This is a genomic window from Actinomyces sp. HMSC075B09 (assembly GCF_001812395.1).
Lineage (GTDB): Bacteria > Actinomycetota > Actinomycetes > Actinomycetales > Actinomycetaceae > Gleimia > Gleimia europaea.
Genome location: NZ_KV808731.1, coordinates 631,166 through 656,052 on the forward strand (window position 1 = coordinate 631,166; position 24,887 = coordinate 656,052).

The 24,887-nt window shown below is 54.1% G+C and carries 18 protein-coding genes and 3 tRNA genes; 15 read left to right on the forward strand and 6 right to left on the reverse strand.

Annotation, left to right across the window (positions count from 1 at the left end; all coding sequences use genetic code 11):
* Positions 1-11 precede the first annotated feature (11 nt).
* From HMPREF2854_RS03685 to HMPREF2854_RS03700, 4 genes are all read left to right on the forward strand, one after another.
* Positions 12-1,403, forward strand: a complete 1,392-nt coding sequence (locus HMPREF2854_RS03685; RefSeq protein ID WP_102218161.1) for an ABC transporter substrate-binding protein — start codon at positions 12-14, stop codon at positions 1,401-1,403.
* Between the two features lie 65 nt (positions 1,404-1,468).
* Complete coding sequence (locus HMPREF2854_RS03690; protein WP_070619094.1) at positions 1,469-2,455, forward strand: carbohydrate ABC transporter permease; 987 nt, start codon at positions 1,469-1,471, stop codon at positions 2,453-2,455.
* On the forward strand, positions 2,448-3,392 hold the full coding sequence (locus HMPREF2854_RS03695) for a carbohydrate ABC transporter permease (RefSeq protein WP_070619603.1): 945 nt from the start codon (positions 2,448-2,450) through the stop codon (positions 3,390-3,392). The genes HMPREF2854_RS03690 and HMPREF2854_RS03695 overlap by 8 nt, the downstream gene beginning before the upstream one ends.
* Positions 3,393-3,769: 377 nt before the next feature.
* Positions 3,770-5,113, forward strand: a complete 1,344-nt coding sequence (locus HMPREF2854_RS03700) for an AGE family epimerase/isomerase (protein ID WP_070619098.1) — start codon at positions 3,770-3,772, stop codon at positions 5,111-5,113.
* Between the two features lie 91 nt (positions 5,114-5,204).
* Here the strand turns inward: HMPREF2854_RS03700 and HMPREF2854_RS03705 are convergent, their stop codons facing one another.
* Positions 5,205-6,347, reverse strand: coding sequence for a zinc-binding dehydrogenase (locus tag HMPREF2854_RS03705; protein WP_070619100.1), 1,143 nt, complete (start codon positions 6,345-6,347; stop codon positions 5,205-5,207).
* 112 nt (positions 6,348-6,459) lie between these two features.
* On the opposite strand from HMPREF2854_RS03705, the gene HMPREF2854_RS03710 reads away from it, so the two are divergent.
* The 3 genes from HMPREF2854_RS03710 to HMPREF2854_RS03720 all read left to right on the forward strand — a co-directional run bounded on the left by HMPREF2854_RS03710 (position 6,460) and on the right by HMPREF2854_RS03720 (position 8,733).
* Positions 6,460-6,546: transfer RNA gene (locus tag HMPREF2854_RS03710), tRNA-Ser, on the forward strand.
* A gap of 221 nt (positions 6,547-6,767) precedes the next feature.
* Positions 6,768-6,857, forward strand: a tRNA-Ser gene (locus tag HMPREF2854_RS03715).
* 298 nt (positions 6,858-7,155) lie between these two features.
* Positions 7,156-8,733: an SLC13 family permease gene (locus tag HMPREF2854_RS03720; RefSeq protein WP_070619104.1), complete on the forward strand. Its 1,578-nt coding sequence runs from the start codon at positions 7,156-7,158 to the stop codon at positions 8,731-8,733.
* A gap of 94 nt (positions 8,734-8,827) precedes the next feature.
* On the opposite strand, the gene HMPREF2854_RS03725 is transcribed toward HMPREF2854_RS03720, so the two are convergent.
* On the reverse strand, positions 8,828-11,815 hold the full coding sequence (locus tag HMPREF2854_RS03725; protein WP_083309362.1) for an ExeM/NucH family extracellular endonuclease: 2,988 nt from the start codon (positions 11,813-11,815) through the stop codon (positions 8,828-8,830).
* Positions 11,816-12,136: 321 nt separating this feature from the next.
* Here HMPREF2854_RS03725 and HMPREF2854_RS03730 point away from each other — a divergent pair, with 321 nt between their 5' ends.
* Together HMPREF2854_RS03730 and HMPREF2854_RS03735 are read left to right on the forward strand one after the other, a co-directional pair.
* Positions 12,137-12,529, forward strand: coding sequence for a rhodanese-like domain-containing protein (locus HMPREF2854_RS03730; protein ID WP_070619107.1), 393 nt, complete (start codon positions 12,137-12,139; stop codon positions 12,527-12,529).
* A 96-nt stretch (positions 12,530-12,625) separates the two neighbouring features.
* A tRNA-Arg gene (locus HMPREF2854_RS03735) sits at positions 12,626-12,701 on the forward strand.
* Positions 12,702-12,840: 139 nt separating this feature from the next.
* Here the strand turns inward: HMPREF2854_RS03735 and HMPREF2854_RS03740 are convergent.
* The 3 genes from HMPREF2854_RS03740 to HMPREF2854_RS03750 form a co-directional block, all read right to left on the reverse strand.
* Positions 12,841-14,172 carry an MFS transporter gene (locus HMPREF2854_RS03740; protein WP_070619110.1) on the reverse strand — a complete coding sequence of 444 codons (1,332 nt, stop codon included), beginning with the start codon at positions 14,170-14,172 and terminating at the stop codon, positions 12,841-12,843.
* 35 nt (positions 14,173-14,207) lie between these two features.
* A complete protein-coding gene (locus tag HMPREF2854_RS03745) occupies positions 14,208-14,936 on the reverse strand; it encodes a glycerophosphoryl diester phosphodiesterase (protein ID WP_070619113.1) in 729 nt (242 codons plus the stop codon).
* Between the two features lie 436 nt (positions 14,937-15,372).
* Complete coding sequence (locus tag HMPREF2854_RS03750) at positions 15,373-16,242, reverse strand: fructosamine kinase family protein (RefSeq protein ID WP_070619116.1); 870 nt, start codon at positions 16,240-16,242, stop codon at positions 15,373-15,375.
* A 181-nt stretch (positions 16,243-16,423) separates the two neighbouring features.
* Here HMPREF2854_RS03750 and HMPREF2854_RS03755 point away from each other — a divergent pair, with 181 nt between their 5' ends.
* From HMPREF2854_RS03755 to HMPREF2854_RS03765, 3 genes are read left to right on the forward strand one after another with little or no spacing between them, the layout of a single operon-like run.
* Positions 16,424-17,320 carry an ABC transporter ATP-binding protein gene (locus tag HMPREF2854_RS03755; protein WP_070619118.1) on the forward strand — a complete coding sequence of 299 codons (897 nt, stop codon included), beginning with the start codon at positions 16,424-16,426 and terminating at the stop codon, positions 17,318-17,320.
* Positions 17,317-18,159 (forward strand): ABC transporter permease, encoded by an 843-nt coding sequence (locus tag HMPREF2854_RS03760; RefSeq protein ID WP_070619121.1) that lies wholly within the window; start codon positions 17,317-17,319, stop codon positions 18,157-18,159. The genes HMPREF2854_RS03755 and HMPREF2854_RS03760 overlap by 4 nt, the downstream gene beginning before the upstream one ends.
* Entirely contained in the window at positions 18,159-18,383 is a 225-nt protein-coding gene (locus HMPREF2854_RS03765; protein ID WP_070619124.1) for a helix-turn-helix transcriptional regulator, read from the forward strand. The genes HMPREF2854_RS03760 and HMPREF2854_RS03765 overlap by 1 nt, the downstream gene beginning before the upstream one ends.
* A gap of 126 nt (positions 18,384-18,509) precedes the next feature.
* Here HMPREF2854_RS03765 and HMPREF2854_RS03770 read toward each other — a convergent pair whose 3' ends face one another.
* Positions 18,510-19,496 (reverse strand): diaminopimelate dehydrogenase, encoded by a 987-nt coding sequence (locus HMPREF2854_RS03770; RefSeq protein WP_070619127.1) that lies wholly within the window; start codon positions 19,494-19,496, stop codon positions 18,510-18,512.
* Positions 19,497-19,715: 219 nt separating this feature from the next.
* On the opposite strand from HMPREF2854_RS03770, the gene HMPREF2854_RS03775 reads away from it, so the two are divergent.
* Genes HMPREF2854_RS03775 through casB form a run of 3 tightly spaced genes read left to right on the forward strand, consistent with a single transcriptional unit; the run spans position 19,716 to position 24,880 of the window.
* Positions 19,716-22,613, forward strand: coding sequence for a CRISPR-associated helicase/endonuclease Cas3 (locus HMPREF2854_RS03775; protein ID WP_070619130.1), 2,898 nt, complete (start codon positions 19,716-19,718; stop codon positions 22,611-22,613).
* Positions 22,606-24,276 (forward strand): type I-E CRISPR-associated protein Cse1/CasA, encoded by a 1,671-nt coding sequence (casA, locus tag HMPREF2854_RS03780; RefSeq protein WP_070619133.1) that lies wholly within the window; start codon positions 22,606-22,608, stop codon positions 24,274-24,276. Before HMPREF2854_RS03775 ends, casA begins: the two co-directional genes overlap by 8 nt.
* A complete protein-coding gene (casB, locus tag HMPREF2854_RS03785) occupies positions 24,257-24,880 on the forward strand; it encodes a type I-E CRISPR-associated protein Cse2/CasB (RefSeq protein WP_083309364.1) in 624 nt (207 codons plus the stop codon). The genes casA and casB overlap by 20 nt, the downstream gene beginning before the upstream one ends.
* Positions 24,881-24,887: the final 7 nt, after the last annotated feature.

Consider the following 24,887-nt stretch of genomic DNA (forward strand, 5'->3'; position numbering starts at 1 on the left):
TGGAGGTTTAAATGCGTTCATCGCGCATGATTTCGACGAAGAGAACTCGATGGAGCGTTCTTGCAGCCGGCGCAGCGGCCACAGCAATGTTGCTGTCCGCATGTGGTGGGGGCGGCGACATCAGCGGCGGCGGTTCTTCTGGCGAAGCTGGTGGAGATACCGATTGCTCCGCGTTTGAGGAGTACGGCCACTTCGATGGCGAATCCGTTTCGCTATTCTCGTCCATTCGTGAGGTTGAGGCCGATCAGCTTCAGCAGACGTTTGATAAGTTCACCGAGTGCACTGGCATTGATGTTCAGCACAACGGTGTTGGAGAGTTTGAATCCCAAGTTGTCGTCCAGGTTGAGGGCGGTAATGCTCCTGACCTAGCGATCTTCCCGCAGCCAGGCCTGTTGGAGCGCATGATCAAGGATGGTCACGTAATTGCGGCTCCTGCAGAGGTAGAGAAGAACGTTGACGAGGGCTGGTCTGAAGATTGGAAGGCCTACGGCACGGTTGATGGCAAGTTCTACGCCGCACCGCTGATGGCTTCTGTGAAGTCTTTCGTGTGGTATTCGCCGTCCATGTTCAAGGAGGGTGGCTACGAGGTTCCGCAGACTTGGCAGGAGCTCCTTGATCTGACTGAAAAGATCGCCAAGGATCACGAGGGCGAGGATGTGAAGCCCTGGTGTGCAGGCATTGAGTCCGGTGGCGCTACCGGCTGGCCGGCAACCGACTGGGTTGAGGATCTAGTTCTGCGCTCGGCAGGTGCTGATGCTTACGACAAGTGGGTTGCGCACGACATTGCGTTTAACGATCCGGCTATCGAGAAGGCAACCGAAGAGGTTGGCAAAATTCTGCGCGATGACCGCTATGTAAACGGTGGTATTGGTGACGCTCGTTCGATCGCTACGACCTCGTTCAATGATGGCGGTCTGCCGATCCTTGAGGGCCAGTGCTACATGTACCGCATGGCTTCGTTCTACGAGGCACAGTGGCCGGAAGGCACCGATGTTTCTGAAAATGGCGACGTATTCGCTTTCTACCTACCGGGCATGACTGCTGATGAGAAGCCGCTTTTGACCGGTGGCGAGTTTGTTGGTGCGTTCAATGACCGCGATGCAACGAAGGCTGTCCAGGCCTACATGTCCTCGAGCCTGTGGGCAAATACTCGTGTTGAGATCGGTGGCGTGACCTCCGCAAACAAGGGTGTTGACCCGTCGCTCGCAACGTCTGACATTCTGCGTCTTGCAATGGAGCTGTTGCAGGATAAGGACGCGGTGGCTCGTTTCGATGGCTCTGACCTGATGCCTTCCGAGGTTGGTGCAGGCTCCTTCTGGACTGCAATGACTCAGTGGCTGAATGGCGAGAAGGACATTCCGACCGTCCTTGGCGAAATCGAAGCCTCTTGGCCAACTAAGTAACAGGTGCTGAGCATCTGATTTTCAAGAGCGGGGCGTACTAGTTACGTCCCGCTTTTGGAGGATCAATGGACTACTTTCTAAATACAAAGATTGGCCAGATGATCTTTGCGGTCATCTTGCTGGCAGTTGTGGTGCTGGTGCTGCTAGGTTTGGCGTCACTGGCAGACAGGATGAAGGGGCGCGGGCGCACGATTGCAAGTGTGGCAGTGTTCCTCGGTCCCGGTCTGCTGCTGTTGGCACTCGGCCTCATTTATCCGGCTATTCGAACGATTCTCATGTCGTTCATGGATAGGCGTTCAACGCAGTTTGTGGGCTTCGATAACTACGCGTGGTTGTTCACGGCCACTGACTCTAAACAGGCGTTCATCAATACGTTCTTGTGGGTGCTTCTCGTTCCAATCATTTCCACTGTTGTCGGTTTGCTGTATGCGATCCTTATTGATGGCAAGCGTTTTGAAAAGCTAGCGAAGTCGCTGTTGTTTATGCCCATGGCTATCTCGTTCGTGGGTGCGGGCATCATTTGGAAATTCGTTTACGAATACCGTGGTGCTTCTCAAACTCAGCGCGGCTTGCTAAACGCGATCATCGTGGGGCTCGGCGGCGAGCCCGTGCGTTTCTTGCAGGATTCACCTTTGAACACGATCTTCTTGTTGATCGTGATGATTTGGATTCAGGCTGGTTTCGCAATGGTGTTGCTGTCCGCAGCTATCAAGGCGATTCCGCATGACATTGTCGAGGCTGCAATGCTTGACGGCGTGAGCCGGTGGCAGATGTTTAGGAACATCACGGTCCCGTCGATTCGCCCAACCCTCGTGGTGGTGCTGACAACTATCACGATCGCAACCTTGAAGATCTTCGATATTACGCAGACGATGACGGGTGCGAAGTTTGGCACGCAGGTGCTGGCGAACATGATGTATGACCAGTCGTTTACGTACGGCAACAATGGGTACGGTTCGGCGATGGCGGTTGCCATTTTCGTGCTTGTTATTCCGATTGTTCTTTACAACGTGCGGCAAATGCTGATCAACAAGGAGGTGCGTGGTGCCTAGCTCTGTAGATGTTGCGCAAAATCCTGCCGCCCTGGAAGTGAAGAAGCCAGTGCGAGGCGAACGTAAGACTGCTTCTGCGGAGGCAAAACGCGCCCTCTCGGGTAGGTTTGGATCGTTTGTTGCGGTACTGATCGCAGTCTTTTGGACGATTCCAACGTTTGGCTTGTTCATAACCTCGTTCCGGCCAGAAGCCCAGATTAAGAGTTCGGGGTGGTGGACATTCTTTGCTAACCCGGATTTCACGCTGGAGAACTACCAGACGGTGTTGTATGGAGCGAAATCGCAGGGTGATCTCGCCTCATATTTCATTAACTCCCTGGTAATTACGGTTCCGGCCACTCTAGCGCCACTGTTGTTTGCGACGATGGCGGCGTACGCTTTCTCGGTGCTTAAGTGGAAGGGGCGTGACACGGTTTTTGTGATTGTGTTTGCCCTGCAGATTGTGCCGCTGCAAATGGCGCTGATTCCGCTTTTGCGCGTGTTTTCTGGAACTGCGGTTGCGAGTGCTTTCCCGTTCTTATCGATCTGGGTGGCGCACACTATTTTCGCCCTGCCTCTAGCTATCTTCTTGTTGCACAACTTCATGGCTGAAGTTCCTAAGGAACTCGTGGAGGCTGCACAGGTTGATGGAGCGGGGCACGTGAAAACATTCGTGTCGGTCATGCTTCCCCTGATGGTTCCGGCGATCGCGTCATTCGCGATTTTCCAGTTCCTGTGGGTGTGGAATGACCTGCTGGTTGGTTTGACTTTCTCGGGTGGCATGGAGCTGACCCAGCCGCTGACTGCGCGCTTGGCTTCCATGGCTGGCTCGCGTGGTCAAGACTGGCACTTGCTGACTGCAGGCGCGTTCGTTTCAATGATTATTCCGCTGGCAGTGTTCCTAACTCTGCAACGCTACTTCGTGCGCGGCCTGATGGCCGGATCCGTGAAGGGATAGCGGGTGTAGGTGCCCTGAAAGTGGCGGACATGCTTAGAGCCCCGAGCTTTTGCTCGGGGCTCTAAACTATCCCATCAACACAGTGCGAGTTTCTTAGCCTCTGGAAAGTCCATGAAATCTCGAACCCTTCAACCAGTCGGTTTAGCCGATCTGGCGAAGTTATTTCTAACAGTAGGTTTTGAATCTGTGCGTAGGTTGAAATGAATCTTAGAGTTTCCTGAAAATTTGGAAATAAAATGTGAGCCTCGTCTCATTTGGGTGATGTTGGGGCCGGTTTTCATTTTGAACTTAAATTCTCTTTGCGAATTAACTTAGGCGCAGACAGGGTAACCTCAAAGAGTTAGCAATGTTGCTTCTTTAAAACCAGGGGGATTCACTTGGGTTGGATAGAGTCTGTTGAACATAACCGCTGGCTGAGCCACCAGATGCAGGCCTTGATCTGTGTGGGCCGTAAGGCAATGGTTGAGACTGGCTTTGGTTTTGTCACATCCGAGGGCGAGATTGATACGTCTCAGCCGGTTGATCTTGCAATGACGGGGCGTTTGACGCACGTGTTTTGTCTTGCAACCCTCATGGGCTTGCCCGGTTCTCGTAAGTATGCGGATCACGGTATTAAGTGTTTGCGAAAGTATTTTGTTGACCCGGAGCACGGTGGTTGGTATCCGGCCATTAAGCATGAGCTTGATGCGGATGGAAACGGAATTCCGTGTGAAGAGGCGCTGGAGTCGAAGTCCCAGTATGCGAACTCATTCATGATGTTGGCTGCGGCTTCGGGCGTGGCGGCAAACCGTCCGGGAGCGCATGATCTGCTACTGGAAGTTATTCGTGATCAAGAGGCGCACTGGTGGGATGAGAGCGTAGACCGTGTTCGCCACCGGTATTCGCGTGACTATTCTGAGGTTGCGAAGTACTACGGTATGGATTCGAACTTGCACACCACCGAGGCCTACCTCGCGGTTGCAGAAGTTATGAATGATCCGATTTGGATTGACCGCGCCACTTCAATCCTGAAGTTTGTTTACGAAGAGGCCGGTCGAAATGATTGGCGCATTGGCGAGCATTACGACGAGAACTGGCGTGCCATGCGTGAGCATTACGGTCATTCACGTCTGGATAAGTCAGTGCCGTACGGCGTAGTGATTGGACACCAGTTTGAGTGGTCCAGGTTGGCGTTGCATGTTCGTGCCGCTAACCGCACGCTGGGTAGGCAAAGCCCGGATTGGTTGCTGGAGTTTGCGCGCGAGATGTTTGAGCGCACTCGCGTTGACGGATGGCGCCGTAACGGCAAGCCGGGGTTTGTGTACACGGTTGATTTTGAAGGCAACCCGGTGTCTACGAACCACATGTACTGGGTGGCTGCGGAGGGTATTGCCGCAACGGTGGCTTTGCGCCGCGCTCATCTTGACGACGGTGCCAGCTTGGGTGAGGTGGAGCATTACGACCACTGTTACCGCTCGTGGTTGGACTTCATTGAAGAGTTCGTTATTGAGGAGCCGGGTCAGTTTAGGCGCGAGCTTGATGAGAATAATGATGTTGTGGAGTCCAGCTTGCCGGGCTTGCCGGATAACTATCACGCCGTGCAGGCTTTGCTGATTCCGAGGTTGCCGTTGTGGCCGCCGTTTGCGTCCGCACTCTCGCGTGGCTTGTTGGATCATCCGCAGGAGCCGCCCAAGGATCGCAAGGGGTTCAACCTGTTTAAGCGTCGTGACGCTGAAGACTGATTAGGTAGTCAAATGAGTGGTGGTCATCTGGAAATCCGGGTGGCCGCCACTTTTCTGCTCGCGGGCTGCGCGGAAAGTTAGCCGGGCTTTGCTAGAGGGTGATTACGATCTTTCCGAAGGTGGAGTCGCCGCGCCCAGCAATCGCTTTGTGGGCGGCAGCGATTTCTTCGAGTGGGTAGGTCGCTCCTATGACCGGCTTGATCTGGCCCACTTCAACAGCTGGCCACACGTGTTCGCGCAGTTGTTGAAGGATCTCGATCTTGCGCTTTGGTGTTTGGGAACGCAGGGTTTGCGCGGTGATAGAGGCGTTCTTGGCGAGGAGGTAGCCCAGGTTAAGCTCGGCTTTCGCCCCTTGGAGCAGCCCGAGAACAGCGAGGTGTCCATATCGCGCGAGAGCTTTCAAATTGGTGCTCAGGCCGCCTGCTCCAAGTACATCCATGATGACGTCCACGCCGCTTGGTTGTAGCTTCTTCAGCTGCTCAAGCCACGCGTCGTGGTAGTCAAAACACTTGCTGGCGCCAAGGTCTTGCACTCGCTTGCACCGCTTGGGTGATCCCGCGGTTGCGTACACGGTATTGCCCATCGAGTTAGCTAGCTGCACAGCGATGGAACCGACTCCGCCTGATGCCCCGTGAATAAGAACGGACCGGCCCGGGTTTGACGCAAGCTTGCCGATGTTTTCCAAGATCATCCACGAGGCCGCCGCTGACTCCACCAGGCCCATTGTCGCTACGAGTGTGTCCAGGTCCGGGGCGCTCGCGGGCGCAATGTTAGAGGTTTCCTCTGTAGCGGGGATGATATTGTTTGCTCGGTTCGCCTCGGCTCGCAAGGCAGCGGTCGCGGCTTCGGGCAGTGTGGGGATGGGGAGCACTTGCTTGGCGTCAACAACGGCGTAGTCGGCGTACCCGCCACCTTCCAGCAGTGCGCACGCAGCTACGCCCTCATGAATCCACGAACAGCCGGGTAGAGAGGTAGCTTCGGCGCCAACTTGGTCGATGATTCCCGCGCATTCGAGGCCGAGGACGCGGCTGGCGCCCCGCGGCGAGGGGTAAGCGCCTTTTGATTGCAACACGTCAGCGGGGTTCACTGCGGTTGTGAGCACTTTGATGCGAACCTGGTTGGGTGCGGGGCTTGGAGGCTCGATGTGGATCAGTGAAAGGCGGTCGCTGAGCTGCGTCACGCCGGTGGCGTTTGCAAAGTGGGTTTGGTCCGCGGCGCTGATGATTGCTCTCATGGTTCCATGATGCCCGCAATGTGGACAAAATTTGGAACCGCGCCTGTGGTGCACTTTGCAAATGGCAAGTTTCAGGGTTTAAGTAAAACCGGGTTACACTAGGGAATCGTCGGGAGGGTTGACCGAGCGGCCGAAGGTGACGGTCTTGAAAACCGTTGTGTCCTCACGGGCACCAAGGGTTCAAATCCCTTACCCTCCGCAACAGGCCCCGGTATTTCGTTGAAATGCCGGGGTTTTCTTCGTCGGCCCTTAAAAATTTCCGGGGCTGAGCGCTCGCAAGTTTACGCGCCGCCTAAAGAGTGGCGCATTTTCCGTACGCGCAGAGTCTTGAGAAGGCCGGGGCTTTGGGTGTGGTTTTGGCCCCCATTTAGTGGATCGTTTGGAAACGCATCGCCCTACCCTCTAAGATGGGTTGAGTCTGGAGCTGTCGCATAGTGGCCTAGTGCGCCTCCCTGCTAAGGAGGTTGGGGCGTTCGCCCCTCGCGGGTTCAAATCCCGCCAGCTCCGCCAAGTGAAGTCTCGCGACAAAGCACCGCTGTGTCGCGAGACTTTCTTATTACGCGAGGGCGCGTAGGTCTTGCGTCTGGACGGTGGTGCGGGATTCGTTTCAGCAGTAATGAACGTTTGCTCGAATCATTGAACTGGTATACCCCGAGGGGTATCGTGGTCGATAACTCGTTCTCGAGAGTCCCTAAAAACGAGATGTAAAGCTCCTTATCGTGAGATGAGGCCGTCTGGGGCTCTAAGTTACGAGGAAGATCCCTGTCCTAATCACGCGGGTGCAAAGATGCACTCGAAGGAGATACTCATGAGCTCCCAGACGAAGAACTCTTCTTGGATGCCTCAGGAGATTCTCGATTCAGCGCCATCTCCTCTTGAATGGAAGCGTCGCTGGATCGGACTCCTGCTAGGTGTCGTTCTAGCCGGCATTGTCTATCTAGTTTTCCCATCGAACGGAGCGGACCTGGTGAACGCTACCGTTACCGATGGAGAAACGGTTTACAGCCTGACCCCACTCAGGCTCACCGCAGCAGGTGCGGTACTGATGGGCGTTTGGTGGATGACAGAGGCGATCCCGCTGGCAGCCACCGCGCTTGTCCCGCTGGTTTTGTTCCCGACCTTCCAGACCATCGACTTCAAGGCCATCGCAGCTCCGTACGCGTCCTCGACAATCTTCTTGTTCATGTCCGGCTTCATCCTGGCTCTTGGGATGCAGCGTTGGAACCTCCACCGCCGCCTTGCTCTGCTAGTTGTGCGCACGGTTGGAACCAGCCCGAAGCGCCTCATCGCTGGCTTCATGATCGCCACCGGATTCTTGTCAATGTGGGTTTCCAACACGGCTACCGCAGTTGTGATGCTACCGATTGGCCTGTCCGTCCTCACCCTCACTGCTGATCGCGTGGGCGGATTTAAGAATCAGAAGAACTTCTCTACGGCGCTTATGCTCGCAATCGCGTACGCCGCATCTATTGGGTCGCTGGGCACCGTGATTGGTACGCCGCCCAATGCGCTACTGGTTGCATACCTATCGGAAAACCACGACATTCACATCGGATTTGGTCAGTGGATGCTGGTTGGCGTGCCACTATCGGTGGTGTTTATGACGCTCGGCTGGCTGTTGCTAACCACCATTTTCAAGCCGGAAATGGACACGATTCCAGGCGGTCGCGAGCTGATCGGTGACGAGCTGAAGAAGATGGGGAGGATGACGCGCGGCGAAAAGATGACCGGCGTGATCTTCCTACTTGCAGCACTATCCTGGGTGTTCATTCCGATCATCTTGAAGATCACCGGCTCAAGCCTCAACATTGCTGACGCTGGCATCGGTATGACTGCGGCGCTACTCATGTTCCTCATTCCCGTTGATGCACGTCGTGGAATCCGCGTTATCGACTGGAAGACGGCCGAGCACATCCCGTGGGACGTTCTCCTGCTGTTCGGTGGTGGCCTCGCCCTGTCCAAGATGTTCACCGAGTCGGGGCTGTCCATTTGGATTGGCCAGGTTGCGCAAGGGCTATCGGTGCTGCCGACCCTGCTCATTGTTGTTGCGATTACTGCGCTCATCATCTTCCTCACCGAACTCACGTCCAACACCGCAACCGCAGCCGCGTTCCTGCCGATCATCGGTGGTGTGGCCGTGGGCATCGGCCTCACGGATGGCGCACCTCAGAACGTCATGCTGCTAACCATCCCAGTGGCGCTTGCTGCGACCTGCGCGTTCATGCTGCCCGTGGCAACGCCTCCGAACGCCATCGCGTTTGGTTCTGGTTATGTGAAGATCGGCGAGATGGTGAAGGGCGGCCTGTGGCTGAACCTGATCGGCATCGTTCTGATCACGATCACGACTTACGCCCTGGCGGTTCCGGTGTTCGGCCTCGTCCTGTAATCACGGGCCGCTTAGATAAGTGAGTCCCCCCGATGGTTAAACCATCGGGGGGACTGCTTGTTCAGTTGCTATAACGCTGACTGGTGAGGTGGAGTCACTTCACTCGTGAAGCGCGAACTGCACCCATACCAGCACTTGCAAGCACGAGGGCGAAGAGGGCAAGCAACCCGGTGTCCACACCGGTCTTGGCCAGTGGCTTGCTTACACCCGTGTTGCACTTGTCGTTCATCATTGCGGTCCAAGACCATTCGGTCTTAGCGTTCGGTGCGAAAGTGAATCCGTCTACCGGCTCGGCCTTGACGATGATCGTCTTGCCGTAGGGGTAGACGAACTTGCCCTCGGCGTTAGCCTTGAGTTCTTTGCCGTCCACGGTAACCGTGTACTTCACGCCCTCCATGTCCTTAACCGTTGCGAACGGCTTAACCGTGCACGAGGCCGGATCAGAGGCAGACGGATTGATGAACTCCGGCGCAGCAGGGGTCACAACCCTGTCCTCACCGGGATCGCCGGGTTCTGGCATCTTCTCGAACGTTTTTAGCCCCATCTTGAGTGGGTTGTGGTCAGACGAACGATACGGAGTCAGGTCGAACAGCTGATCCGCTTTCACGTTGTAGTTGTAACGCGAGTATTCGAATGCCAGCGGCTCCATCGCGTTCACGTCCCAAACGTCAGCTCCGACCACCAGATCTTTCGCAAGATCATTTGCGAGGCCGTGATCAAGCGAGCCGACGCGTGCGCCAAACAGGTAGGAAGCATTCTGGACGTTGAACATGTCAGCAACCGAAGTGTAGCCGGCCTCCTCGATGGTAAGAACCGGATCTTCCTTAGAGTAGGAGTTCAGATCACCAAGCAGAATGGTTGGCTTGCCGGCAAACTGAGCGGCCACCCAATTGGTGACTTCCTGAGCCTGCGCGATGCGGAGCAGGTTGTTGTTGCCCTGCCACTCGTCCTCGTCATTTTCGAACTTCTTCGCAAGGGAACCCTTCGACTTGAAGTGGTTAACAACGGTTACGAACTTGGTGCCAACCGGTTGTCCCTCGTCAAGTGCCTGCCATTCTTGGGCCAGCGGTTCGCGAGCGTAACCCGTGAACCATTCGCTACCCATCAGGATCGAAGAATCTCCAATGGGGGTTACCTCTGCCGTCTGGTAGATGTAGGCCAAGCGGATGACGTCCTCGTCTGCAGGAACGTCCTTAGGGGAAGGCACAAAAGTCCACTTGTCGGCACCTGCCGCCTTGTTCAACTCTTGTACGAGTTGCTTCAACGACTCGTCACGATCGTGACCGAACTTAGCTGAGTTCTCAATCTCTTCCAAGCCAACGATGGAGGAATCCAACTCGTTAATAGCGGCAACAATTTTTGCCTGCTGACGTTCGAAAGCAGCCTTGGAGTATGCGCCGCGAACATTGCAGTAGTTGGCGGTCACAGGCCGAGCCTCGCGATCCCGGTAGTACTTACAACCTGCTTCGTTTTCACCCAGGTCGGTGAAGTAGTTCAGGACGTTGAAAGAGGTGAGGGTCAGGTTAGCGCCGGCTTCGCTGAAATCACCCGGGGCTGCCGGCCGCTCATTGTTGGTGATGTCAATCCACTTATCGGTGTTGTCCACGCCCTTAACATTCACCGGCTCGGTTGGCTGGTAGTTCCACTGGAAGCGGAAGTCTAAAACCACCGGCTTCTTGATGGTGACCTTCGAGCCTACGCGAAGCGGGTCATTTACGTTCAAATACGGAACCGGAATGAGGTGGTTCGGGTACTTGAAATTGGTGTAATCCGTAGATTGGCCATCATCGAGAGCGATAATAGAGGCCTTGTTAGCAGCTTCGAGCGCCCCAATCTCGTTGGGATTACTTGCCGGATGGTAAACGTCAGAAGGTTGGCGTAGCGGCTTGTCCTGCGTGGTGAGTAGCACTGTGCCGTAGCGGTTAGTTCCGTAGTTATCAGTAACCGTATGAGCCTTGGTGATCTGCAAAAGCATGCCTTCGAGAGCTTCACGGCCTTCCTCAGTATCTGGTGCCGCTTCGAGCTCTAGAGGCTGGATTGCTTCCACACCCTCGGGACGATCAATCTTCTTGAAGGAGGTAGCGGAGATTTGCGTGGAAGAGGTTGTAGCACCCTTGGTCTGGTATTCGCTTACCTTGCCGGTGACCTCAACAAAATCGCCAATCTGGAACTGCTTAGCGAAGTCCTTCGAGTAAATGAAGACCGCGTCCGAAGCGTCCGGGTTGGTGCCGTTGAACTGAATGTAAGCGCCGTTGAAACCGCCGGTGGGGTAGATCGCGGTGACTTCGCCACGGGTGGTCACCGTTTGGTTCACCATCGTTGAGGCTGGTCCGGTGCCCTGAATATCCTCAATCGAAACGATGTTTGCTACCGGATCGGGGTTTTGCGGATCAGACGGCTCTGGTGTCTGCGGGTTGGTAGGTTCTTCAGGGGTAACCGTACCCTTGCTGTTTTGCGGGGTAGCAGTGGATACCGAGAAATCGGACGTGTTGTCATTAGTGTCCGCACCGTTCGCGCGTTGGAACGATTTGTCACCCTTTGACTTGTTTGCATTTGCAGCGAACTCAAAAACCTTTGTGGCGCCCCACCCAAAGGCGTCAATTACATTTGCGTCTGCGGAAGTATCTCCCGCAACCGTTAGAGCCTCAGTGCCTTCTGCCAGGATGACGCTTCCATCATTTCCGGCAAGGCTGAAGTTGCCCTGAGCGTCCGGATCGTACTTTTGGAACGCTTCGTGTTGACCATTCTTGTCTGCCGAGTTTCCAGCAACCAAGAAGTATCCTTTGGCAGCAATCGTTCCTTGCAAAGGAGAGACGCTGGCTTTCGTGGCAGTTAGGTTCTTTTTGCTGAAGTACTGAAGTGACATGCCGTCAAGCGAGATCGCTTCAGTCGTTGGGTTGTACAGTTCAACAAAGTCACGAAGCGTGCCGTCGGCACTGTCTCCGCGCGTGTAAACTTCGTTGATTACTACGTTGTCGCCCGCTGGGGTTGCCAGGGACGGCGCCGGGGTGAGCGGGGTTAGAATCAGGGCGCCCGCAGCGGCTACCGCAATCCCACCCGCAAAGCGTTTGAGCTTCACCATAAGATTCCTAGTCTCTTTGAGATTCCTTATTCACTTCGTGCTGAGGCAAATATGTACGTCTTTATAACAGCGGCAACGCATGCCTTCGGCACCTCCGGTTGCGCGCGCGTTGTTAAAGGCGTTTTGCTCTTGGCCAGCCGGTTGGGAGGTTGTCCTGACCGGACTTGCCGTTTAATGCTACTAAACAGAAAGGGTGTACTTTTCGCATTTAATGCGCGACTTTTCAGCGTTGTGTCGTTGATGTCCAACTAGACAACTGTTGTTAATACCGGCAAGCTTTTGTTAAACGACCATTTCCGCATCTGTGTATTGGAGAATCGCGTGAAGAAGTTGGTTGCCCAGGCGCTCGCGGTGTCGCTCGCGGCCTTCGCTTTAGCTGGATGCGCTGGGGATAGTCAGACTGAAACGAAAGAAAATGAGGGAATAACCATGGAAAGCGTTGTTGAAGCTGGCACCATCTTGGACGTGCGCACGCCGGCAGAGTATGCGGAAGGCCACTTGGAAGGCGCGGTGAACATTGACGTTACTGATCCGGGGTTCGAGGACGCCATTGCCTCTCTGGATCCTAATGGGGCTTACTCCGTTTACTGTCGTTCCGGTCAGCGCTCCGGCAAGGCTGTAGCGATCATGGAGCAGAAAGGTTTCACGAACGTAACTAATGTTGGTGGGGTTCAGGATGCCTCGGCGACGTTGGGGATCGATATCGTCAAGTAACGGTTCGCCTGCCGCTTGGACTGTGGCGAGTATGACAACCTGTTGATTTGGTTGTTTGCCGGAATACCCACTAAACTTGTTCAGGTAACAACCAATGCGCTCGTAGCTCAACGGATAGAGCATCTGACTACGGATCAGAAGGTTGGGGGTTCGAATCCCTTCGAGCGCGCCAAAGCACCCACTCGGTGAGACCCATCGGCTGGGTGCTTATTCAATTGTCCAGCATATTAATCAGCACTGGCTTCGGGCAAGCAAAGGGGCGCCCGGCTGATGCCAAGCGCCCCTCTTAGTGGACAAACTCAAGTGGTCGTTTACGCAGCTACCTCAGCTTTGCGTGCGATCCGCCTATTGGTGTAGTCCAACGCCCACGCAGCAAGCGCGCCTACAACCGAAGCGCCCACGGTAATCATGAACACCTGCTGGTATCCAGCCGCGGGGTTACCCGCCTCGGTTGCGCGATCCACCAGGCCAGCCGTGGTGGGGTTGCCCCACAGGATCGAAGCGTAAGCGAGGAATGAGCCTACAGCCATTGCGGAGCCGTTGATCTCGTCAGGAAGGTTCAACTCGGCAATCGGGGCGAGGATAACTGCCTTACCCATGAATACGCCGAACGCCATGATGAATAGCAGACCCATTGCAGCCCAAATGTTGGTAGGCGGAAGCATGAAGATCGCGATCGAACCAATAGCCGTAACGGTTAGTGCCACGGCCATCATGCGAGTGGAGGATTTGAATACGTAATCCGCAAGAAGACCAGCTACCAGGCCTGCGAAAATGCCGACGAGGCCCGTGTTGAAAATGCCGAACGCGCCAGCCTGCGCATCCGTTGCCTTGAACACCAGGGAAAGGTACGGAGCGGAAGAGTAGATCAGGTTGACGTACGACCAGTAGACGCACAGCGCGGCAATGCCAGCAGCCCAAACGCGCGGGCGAGCAAGAACGTGAATAAGGCCGCGCAGAGCAGCCTTGTTCTGCGTATCGCTTTCGCTTTCAGCCTGCGCAACAGCGTTCTTAGGCACCCAACGAAGGATTGCGAAGATCAGCGGGATCAGAATGACCGTGTACAGGATTGCCATGATGCGCATGACGCTGGTGGCGTGGTCTGCAAATACTGCGAGCAGACCAACAACGATGAGGTTCATCAAGAACTCAGCGGCGCGGCGGATCGACTCAAGCAGACCCATTGCAAGGCCACGACCCTCTTGATCTTCGTCCTTAGAAATAAACGCAACCCCGTTAACCACTGCGGGCCAGCCGATGGCGTCCCAAACACCCCACGAAATCGCGATCGCGATCATTACGTTGAAGTTAAGACCGGGAATCAAGAAGAGGATGAGCGCGGTAGCGCAGCGCCACGCGGACCAGGCGACCAGGAGCTGTCGGATGGTGAAGCGGTTGTTCACCCAGCCTCCTGGCACGTAAAGGAACATTGCGATACCTAGCCAGCCCATGAGGATACCGAACTGACCAATCGAAATGCCAAGGACGTTGGTCAGTGGGATCATTAGCGATCCCTTGAACGCCTCAAATGCGGAGTACGTTAGCTGACCGGCCATTACCACCGTTAGGAACGGGGCGGCCTTGCCGCGGCGCAAAAATGCCGGGAGGCGGCTCTTCTTTCCAGAAGCTGCTGCACTTTCCATTTGTATTTCTTTCTAGTAGTTGAATTTAGATGGGTTTACTTCTTTAACATCTGGTGTGCGACGTCGGTAAAAATACCGGTCACGCCCCAGTTGAAAAGTTCATTTGCTCGTGCGGGGGAATTCACCGTCCACACGTTCACCCCGTATCCGGCCTCGCGGAACGCCTGCACCTGAGCGCGGGTCAGTGTGGAGTCGTCAGGGTGAATGTAGTCGGCTCCCACGAGCTCGAGGATGGACTTCCAGTCATCCCACAGGTTTTCGGCCACGAACAGTGCGCCCACGCTGTATTGGGGCGCCTTGTCCTTGAAGATTTTCAACAGTACGTGGTTGAACGAAGAGATGATCACCTGCGGACCATCTAGGGCTTCGAGTTCTTTTAAAATCGCGTCAACCAGTTGGAGGCTCATTTGCGCTCCGGCCTCGTTCGACTTGATTTCGATGTTCGCGTTAAGGCCCGTCTCGTTCATGAATGCCACGAGCTGCGCTAACGTGGGGATTCTTTCGCCCGCGAACTCGGGGGAGAACCAGGAGCCTGCGTCAATGTCATCCAAGTCAGAAACCGTGAGGTCGTAGTAGCTACCAGACCTGTTCGTTGTGCGATCCAAAGACGAATCATGAATGAGGATTGGTGTTCCGTCCTTCAGGACGTCCACATCTGTCTCAATCCAGGTGGCGCCGGCCTCGACTGCTTTCTTGAAAGCGGCCATGGTGTTCTCGGGAGCGATGGCACTGGCGCCGCGGTGAGCGAAAATTGTCTTATCCATTTTTTAAAACCTCTTTGTTAACCGATAAGGGCCCCAGATTACAGCCAAATTGAGTAGGTAAAATCAAAAATGCTGCTCAGACGTGTTTTGCTGACCAAAATGTGCAGTTCTTCTAACGAGTTTTCCAGCTTGGGAGGACAGAAATGAACACGACTAATGTGAAAATTAAGTGTCTAACGCGTTAACAATGGGTAAACAAGGTGAGCCAGGTCACTCCTCTGAGCAGAGTTTTGGATCTTCTCCCGAGTGTCTGACGTCTGTTCAAATGTTTGGCTAGCTGTTTGCCTGTCGTTTCTAATAGCTCTCTGCTCGCGAGAGCAGGGCACCGTCTGTATTGCCTAATCTCCGTCTTAGTGGTTTAAGATTGACGGCGTGTGAGTGCTCGCAGTAGTGCTTGCTTCTTACGCTTTCGCGCCTTGTTCCCAGGGGCTTGCGGTTATACGTAGCGTTTGCAGGTCGCTATCACCTGGTCCCCGTAAGAACCGCCGAACAGCTCTGCGTGGATTATCAAAATGTGAAGTTGATGCAAACCAATGCGTTCTTGCCAACCGGCTTCAAGTTTAGATTCGGCCTCGTAACCGGCGTAAATGTCACCCAGGTAGGGCTGGCCGAAGACGCTTAGGTCAGCCAGATCCTTCTCCGCGTGACCTCCGCACGCGGCTGGGTCTATCAACACTCCAACGGTGCCCGGTAGATCTTGGTGCGTGGTGCCGAGTCCGGCATTTGCAGGCGCCCAATCAAGTAGGTCAGAGCGCGACCACAGCACGTTGCCGCTCCAAAGATCGCCGTGGATCCTGGAAGCAGGTGTTTTGACGAGGGCGGGCTCGGGAGCATCAAAATCGCCGTCGCGAAGGCGTTCGCACACCTGGTCAACAACCCGCATGTATCCGCGCGGAATCGCTCCATTGTTAATGACTGCTGGAAGGTGTGGCAAGATGCGTTCTTGCGCAAAGAAATCGCCCCACGTGCAGTATTCTCCGGGCCTGGTGAATGACAGGTTAGCCATCCCCATCCAGCCGCGACCTTCCCAGCCCAGGGGAGCCTGCCCGTAGTAGTTCGCTCCCTGCGCATGTGTTAGTGCCAAAGCTCGACCAAACTGGAACGCCGCTTCCTGCGTGACCGAGCTGCTTTGCACCGCCCTCGTCGAGATTTCTCCATCTTTAACGCTGACGACGGGCACCACGTGTGCTCCACCAAACTCCATGGCTTCACCAAGCCACTGCAAACCCAGCGCTTCCAGTTCCGGTGCATCTGGGTTTGATGAATCAGTTTTGACAAACACGTCGTTATTGCGGCGAACACTCATGCTTCCACTATTGCAAAGCAGGCATGGAAGCGCGAGTGGCTGGAGGTTAGATAGGTGTGGTTATGCAGGTTTGTAGGTGTAGAAGTTTCAATTACTAAAAGCAAAGTAGCTGAGATCTTGTCAAAGATAGTAGAAGTGCTATATTTAGAGCTGTAAGTTATATAGATTGTTTGGAGGGTGCATGGCTGCCTTGATAGAAGCGCACGGTCTGCATTTCGCTTACGGGAAAGTGCAGGCCCTGCGTGGCATTGACCTGTCGATCAGCCGGGGAGAGGTTGTAGCTATCCTCGGCCCAAACGGCGCTGGTAAAACAACCTTCGTCGAAACCCTCATGGGCTCCATTCGGCCAGACGAGGGTGACATAAGAGTATTCGGAAAGCATCCGACTGATTTTTCTGCCCGTGAATGGACGCGGATCGGCCTCGTGCAACAACACTGGAAAGATCACGAAAAGTGGCTCGTCGAAGAGCACCTGAAGTGGATCCAATACGCACATGAAAGTATCGGTGCAGACACGTATGACCCGTTCGAGCTGTTGGCAAGCCAGGGTCTGGGGGATAAAAGAAAAGCGAAAATGGGTTCTCTATCTGGCGGCCAACGCCGGCGCGTAGACTTCATCGCCGCAATGATTTCCAAGCCCAACCTGCTCTTGCTCGATGAGCCAACCACCGGCCTCGACCCGGAGGCGAAGGCGATGATCCATGACATAGTGAGTGCCTCCGCAGACCTTGGGACAACCGTTGTGCTAACAACTCATGACCTGCATGAAGCTGAAAAACTGGCGTCGCGCATCCTCATTATCAAAGACGGCAAGCTCATCGCGGATGCCAGCGTACCTGAACTTAGTGACCAGCTTGCAAAACCCGCACAGATTACGTGGAAACAAGACGGCAAACGCTTTGTTCACGCTACCAATCAGGTGGAAACGTTTGTAAAAACGCTGGATCTAGACGTTATAACCGGCCTTTCAATCTCGCGGCCCACGTTAGAGGATGCCTACCTTGCCCTCGTCGAGGACAAGAGAAATAACGATGCGGCGGAAGTGAAACCAGCCGAGGCGACGGGAGGCGCGCTGTGAAAGTGTCTGGATTCTTGAAAATGATCGGCATGCATGTGAAGGCCGAGATGCGCATAAACCTACTGGGCGCAGCTATCTTCAATCTATTCTTCACACCCCTGGTGATTTTAGGTGTGAGCAAAGGGATAGACGGCAAAGTCATGGAGCAGATCGGGACCTCGTTCGGCAGGTACATGGTCATTTCGATGACTGCGGGACTCTCGATGCTAATCATCATTCAGCTGACCTCGGAGATGATGATGGAACGTAGTTCCGGGGTTTTGTTGCGCGCCAGATCGCTACCGAATGGTCCTATGGCGTGGGCGATCGGTAAATCAATTTCGACCGGTATCGTTGTGTTGCTTATGCAGATTCTAATTCTGATCGGCGGATTCGTTTTCTTTGATATGAGCCAGTTGGGTACGGGAACCACTCTGCTGGTAGTGCTGGTTATGCTGTTCGCTGTTGCTACGCACGCTCCCATTGGGTTGATTCTCGGAAGCCTGGTCCGCGAAATGTATGGAAATGTTGTGATTGTTCTGGGCGTGTTCGCTTTGTTCGCGACTTCCGGGATCGCGTTTCCTTTAGATATTTTGCCCCGACCGGTGCAGGCGGTGCAGCTGGTTTTGCCAACGTTCTGGTCTGGCCACCTTGTGCGCTCCGTGGTGATGCCCGCCCAGGCCGGCGCCGCGGAGGTAGTTGGATCGTTCCAGCCCTTGCTAGCCTCGGGTATTCTTGCTCTGTGGCTCGTAGCCGGGTATTTCGTTGCATCGTTCTTGATCAAACGCTTCTTCCGCCACGAGTCCATAGGAGCAATGCAGAAAATGCAAAATAATCTTCGTAGTCAATTGGGTGCGTAATGGCTGAGGATCGAGTTTATAACCGCATCGCAGTTATGCGGGCAGACAGGGGAGTCTCGCGACGCGAACTTGCTGACGCCCTTGGCGTGCACTACCAGACGGTTGGCTACCTAGAGCGCGGCGAGTATGCTCCCTCGCTTGCCCTCGCACTCCAACTGGCCGCGTTCTTCGATGTTCCAGTTGAGTCCCTATTTTCTCTAAGAGAATTCCCACCTTTGCGCTGATTTTTATTTTTCGACGAGGCTGTTGTAACCATTCGCGGATAGTAACCACAGTAGGTGAGTAGATACAAAGACCGGCCCCTGCATGCGTAGGGGCCGGTGTTTTGCTTGGCTATTTCGCCCTGCGGTTTAGAGCAGCTCCTTGCGAAGCTGTGCGGGCGTTTTTGGCGAGTAGTAGGCCGGAGGAATGTCGAAAACGGTTGCGGCCCCGCGCTTGCCAGCCTCGAATAGGCGCGCGGTTGCCCGTGCGGTTGCGGCAACCATGGCGCCCGTGAACTCCGGATTAGATTCGAGGGTGAGGCGGTATGAGATCGCCTGGTGTGTTCCCGGGGACGTCTCGCCGGCTCGAATCACTTCGCCGCCGTGCGGCATCCCCGAATGGTCACTGGCCATTTGTTCGGCGCTAATGAACTCAACCGTGGTGTCATAGTCCGCAAAATAGGCAGGCATAGTGACGATAGCTTCGCGAATCGCGGCCTTGTCAGCGCCCTCTTGCGCAACCACGTAGACCAGGCGCGTGTGCTTATCCCGCGTGGAAAGCTCAGCGTTTTGGCCGGCGCGAATGCTCTCTTTGGCAGCTTCTACGGGAAGCGTGTACTGGACGGCGTCAGCCACGCCCTCGATGCGGCGAACCGCCTGCGAATGCCCCTGAGACACTCCCGGCCCCCAAAATGTTGTGGTGGAACCATTGGGGAGCACAGCCTGTGCCATGAGGCGGGTCAGAGAGAACAGGCCGGGATCCCAACCGGAACTGATCACGCTGACGTGGTCCGCGGCTTTGGCAGCCTCGTCAATCGAATCAAAATAGGCGGGAATGTTGGAGTGGTTATCGTAAGAATCAACCGTGTTGAACAGGGCCGCAAACTGCGTTCCTTGATTTACGAGGTCAGTGGCCGAACCCCCACAGTTCACGCAAACATCCACCTGCCCAACGTACTTGGGGGCGTCCTCAATGGGCGCTGCCGGGACGAACTTAGTTCCCAAGCTTGCCGGGTCGCGGCGGGTGAAAATGGTGACGAGCTCCATGTCGGGGCTTTCATGCACGGCCAGCTCAACTGCTCGCCCCAGGTTTCCGTACCCGTTAATGGCAACTCGGATCTTGCGTGATTGTGACATGACCTCTCCTTTCGTTGCCTATAGTGTTCCGCGTTTACCACGCCCCTCGCATCCGCAGTTCATCATGTGGTTCAAAAGCGGGGCAGGCGGGTTGCATGCTCCTCGCGCTAGCGGGGTTTACCTTATCGCCAGCCGAGCGATTAGCGGGTTTCAAAAATAATGTCCGTACCCTCTGCTTAGATAAAAACAACCAAAAAGATGACACTTTGTGAGGGGCAAATGCTTAACGCAGCGACGCGGAAACTGTGGGCGAAGAGTTCCAACTACGAGGGTGGACAACCAACGGCGTGGCTTCCCCTGTACTTGCATGCCATGGACGCGATGGGGGTGGCTGACAAATGTTTAGAAGAGTGGATCGCACCCATGCAGTTCGAGACGCTGATGAATCAATCCCCTAGAAGGCTTTCGAAAGAAGCGGTCAAAGCACTCGCGCGATTCCTTGTGGGCGCTCACGATATTGGCAAGGCAAGTCCTCCGTTTTCGGGGAAAGTGCCTGCGCTACACGTGAACGTGATTGATTTAGGATTCGATAATCCCTTCATAGCCCCGATGACTCGTTCGGCTTTGAAGCACGGATTGGTTGGTGCCGAGTTTGTGTCTGCCTACTTGATGGGACGCTCCTGGAAGCGGCGTGCGGCGGTTGCATTAGGGTCGGTCGTTGGCGGTCACCATGGGGTGCCTGCTTCGGTTATTGAACTAACTGAAGCTCGACGTTCACAAGACAAGTTGGGCGCTGAAGGTTGGGTTGAGTCTAGAGCCGAGCTTCTGGACTGGTTGTTTGAGCGTTCCGGGTTGGGGGATTTTGAGGATGAAGTTAAGGATACGCGCTGGACGCAAGCGGCATTAGTGGTTCTTGAAGGGCTCACTATTATTTCGGATTGGATTGCATCAAATGATCGCTATTTTCCGATCTTCCCCATAGGGTCGCAGGAGCCGCAAAAATATTTAGAAAATGAAGAACTTTTCCGTCAGCGCGTGGAACGAGGTTGGAACCTGGTTCATATTTCTCCAACTTGGGAAGCGGCGAGCTTGCAGGGCGACGCTGATGAAGTGGTGAGGCGTAGGTTTGGATTAGGGCCGTCTGCGGTAGCGCGTCCACTTCAGTCAGAAGTGTTGAACGTTGCGAGAGAGATGGATGCTCCGGGGATTCTCTTGATTGAAGATGTCATGGGGGCAGGGAAAACCGAGGCCGGGCTGCTCGCAGCGGAAATCCTCGCTCAGAGGAGTGGTGCTTCCGGAATTCTGATGGTGTTGCCTACCCAAAGCACTACGGACAGCATGTTCGCTCGCGTTAAAAATTGGGTTGAATCGGGTACTGATCTTGCCGGTAACGCAAGTGAAGCGACTATGGCGCTGATGCATGGAAAAGCTCAGATGAATGAGCTGTATCAGAACATGGAATTTGCGAATTCGTACAGTGCATGGGACTTCGGGTTTGACTCAGAAGGATACATTCCTTCCATTCCAGATGTATCTAATAGTGAGGCGAATATTTCTGGCAAGACGGTTCGTTCGCCGTGGATGTCAGGCAAGAAGAGTCTTCTGTCTGAGATCGTTGTTGCAACAATTGATCAACTGTTAATGGTCGCTTTGCGAGCCAGGTATTTGGCGCTTAGGCACATGGGGATTAGCCGCAAAGTTGTGGTTATTGACGAGATTCATGCTGCGGACGTGTACATGCGCGAATACCTTTATATGGCTTTGGAATGGTTGGGCGCTTATGGTGTGCCGGTAGTAGCGCTGTCTGCAACGTTGACTCCTAGTATTCGAAAAGAGATTACAGATGCCTATGCGCGTGGGGCATTAGTGCGAGATGAAGCGGGGCAGAAGAAAGCGGTCCGAGCCAGAAAGGTTAGTGAGCCTGAAGCAGGCCAGCCAGATTTGCTCTATCCAGTGCTCACCTACACGAAGCAGAAAAGGGCAACGAGTATCGAAATGCCGCAGGCTTTGCCCGCAAAGTGTGTCAATTACGAGTTCGTTGAAGAGCGAGACATTCCTGGCCTTGCAAGCCGTCTACTTGACGATGGTGGATGCCTGCTGGTAGTTCGCAATACTGTCAAGGATGCGCAGAAGGTGTACGGCGAGCTACAAGAGATCTTCGGGGAGGACGTGCGGCTTGTGCACGCTCGATTCACGTCTAAGCATCGTTCAGGAAACGATGCTTGGTTGCTTAAGAGATTTGGTAAACCCGGCGCGGATGTGTGCAGGCCGCGTAGGCAAATCGTGGTAGCAACTCAAGTGGTTGAGCAAAGCCTGGATTTAGATTTCGACGCAATAATCACTGATTTAGCGCCTATCGATTTAGTTTTTCAGCGCATTGGTAGAGTCCACCGTCACGAACGCGAGCGGCCCGAACGGCTTCGTACACCCAAGTGCTTCTTAATTGGTGTTCCCGATTTAGGTAACGACGCTCCGCAAGAGATGAAATCTATCAAGTGGAACGTCTACGAACCGTTGCTTCTGCTTCGAACCGCCGAGCTGCTACGTATGAAGCAACCGCGTCAGTTGGTGATTCCAGACGAAATACCGGAACTGACATATCAGGTGTTTGATTGCGCGGGTGCAAGTAACCCCAGGTGGGAAACGGCTGAGTCCGTGTTAGAACAACAAGCTGCTGATACGGCGCGTTCTCGCCAAGAAAGCGCAAAAACATTCCGCTTGCGTAGCCCCGGTGAAGGCAGGGATGGGCTAACCAATTGGCTCGATGCGTCGACTACAGATGATGATGCGTCCGCCAGGGCTCGCGTTCGTGATGGAGAAGACACAATAGAAGTTCTACTCGTTGAAGATGAGGGAACTGCGGACAACCCGGTGTGGAAGATTTTTGATCCGGGAAGTGACCGCGATGTTAGATTCCTGCCAATGAACGGACCTATATCTGACGAAGAAGCGAGACTTTTGAGCGAATCAATGGTGCGTTTGCCCGCGTTCGCCGCAGATGTTCGCTATATTGATAAAATATTAGATCAACTTAGTTATCATGTTGGTGAGTGGCAGAAAAACAGGCTGGTTGCAGGCCAACTAGTTTTGCCGCTTCGAGACGGGCAGGCCGTGTTGGCTGGAAGAAAATTGAGGTACACACGAGAAAGAGGTCTTGAGGAGGTCAAGGATGACTGATAGATACTTCAATCTTGTAGAGGAAGAATGGCTTCCCGTGACCTTTCTTGATGGAAGTGTTCGTGAGCTTTCATTGAGAGAAGTGTTTCGGGATGCCGAGAATATTCGGTCTATCTCATCGGAGTTAGGAACGATGGATGGCGCGATTTTGCGGCTGCTGTTAGCAATCGTGTATTGCGCTTATCGTGAGTTTGACGACGAAGATGTTGTTGAGGTTTTTGACTTTGAAAGTTGGGAAGACGCGTGGGAAGATCCGGCGCTGATGTATTCCACGGTCGAAGAATACCTTGACCGGACAAGAGATCGTTTTTGGCTTTTTGATGCGGATTCGCCTTTCATGCAGGTTGCGGATCTTGAAACTAAGTCAGGTAAGACGGATTCGATAGCGAAGATCATTGCGGAGATTCCAGATGGTGAGCCTTTCATGGTTATGCGCAGCGGGGAAGGGGCTGAATCGGTAAGTCTCGCTGAAGCTGCGAGATGGCTCGTCCACTGTCAGGGTTACGACACGTCTGGGATCAAATCGGGAGCTTTGGGCGACCCGCGAGTAAAAGGCGGGAAAGGCTACCCCATAGGCACAGGTTGGGCAGGCCAACTGGGACTGATATGGGTTGAGGCCGAAAACCTGCATCAAACGATTCTTCGTAACCTGGTTCCGGTAGATTATTTCGCGGATCTTCAGCTCGAATACCCGAATCCCGCAGGTGATCTAGCGCCCTGGGAGAGAACGCCAGACACTTCGCAACAGCGAGGCCCTGCGGGTGCTGAACAAGCGCCGCTTAACGGCATTGTCGAGCTTTTGACATGGCAGTCACGTCGCGTTCGGCTCTTTAGAGAAGATGATCGTGTTCATTCAGTTTTGCTTGCGCAAGGAGACAAAATTCTTCCCCAACACAAGCAGGATTTCGAGACGATGAGTACCTGGCGGTATTCGAAACCGCAGTCAACAAAATTTAAGACTGATGTGTATATGCCGCGAATGTACGATCCGTCCGTTGCAATGTGGCGAGGTTTAGAATCCGTACTGGTTGGAACCAGCCCTAAATATGTAGGTCGTAATAAGACGGAAGTTCCTCGCTACTTGCCCTCCGCAATCGTCAAATGGAATGCGCACCTAGTATGGCAACATTTTGTGAGCGAAAAAGAGATCGTTCCGCTGCGGGGAGTGGGTTATGAGTACGGGCCGCAGTCATCGTCCTATGCCGAGCTTTTTGACGATCGAGTTCTTTTACCAGCTTCATTACTATCTAGTACTTCGATGCGTCGGCTGATTATAGACACGCTTTCGTCTACTCAGGATGTGGTTACTCATATTTCTTATTTTGCTTCCAACTTGTTGAAGGCAACGTCAATAAGTAGTTCATCTGATCAGGCGACTATGGCGCGCGATAAAGAAAAACAAATTACTTTCTTCATTCTGGATGAACTATTCAGGCGCTGGCTTGTTTCAGTTGGTTCAAATGAGAAAGAAGCCCGTCAAAGATGGGCGGATCAGCTTAGAAATGTTGTGCGACAGCGTGAAGAAGAGCTGTCAAGATCGGTCAACGAAGCCGTCTACTTGGGGAACGAATCCATGAGTTTAGGGAAGGCACAAATCTTCCTGAGGATAGCTGTTAGTAAAACTTTGAGAAACTACGAGGGGGATGAAACTGATGAGCAGTGAAGCTCAGTTGTTGAGTTACACCGAGAAAAGAAACCAACTCGCAAAACTGGTGGTAGCCAGAATTCGCTCTTTGTATGCGAAAGCAGAAGCTGGTGATTCCACTTCGAAAGGTCAACTTGCCACCTTGCGGAGGTCTATTTTTGCTCCATATGCGGCAGACCCACAGGTTTGGGATTTGACGCATGTGCCTGATGGGTTGATGCCTCCTATTAGAGGCGAACGGTTAACTCATGAAGAGCGGGTAGTTCATGCCGCGATGTGCCTGTTTGCACGCCACCAGCAAAGCAAGTCGGATCTCATGCACAAGGAAGGTGTCAGCTTTGCTGGGGCAGCGAGGCAGCTGGCTTTCATAGAGGGAAGCGAGTCTGAAGGTGTGCGAAGGCGTATGAACGCAGCAGCTACAGCAGTCTCGTTTGATGAGTTAGTTCGCCATATTGCAGCTCTCATATCAATGATGCGCGGGGCGAATATCAAGCTCGACTATTACAAGCTGGTGCAAGACCTATTCGACTATGATGCCGCGTTTGGTCGGGAACGGGTCCGGCGCGCCTGGTCACGAGACTACGTATCTAACAATCTTGATAAAGAACTAACTGACAAGTGAGGACTCT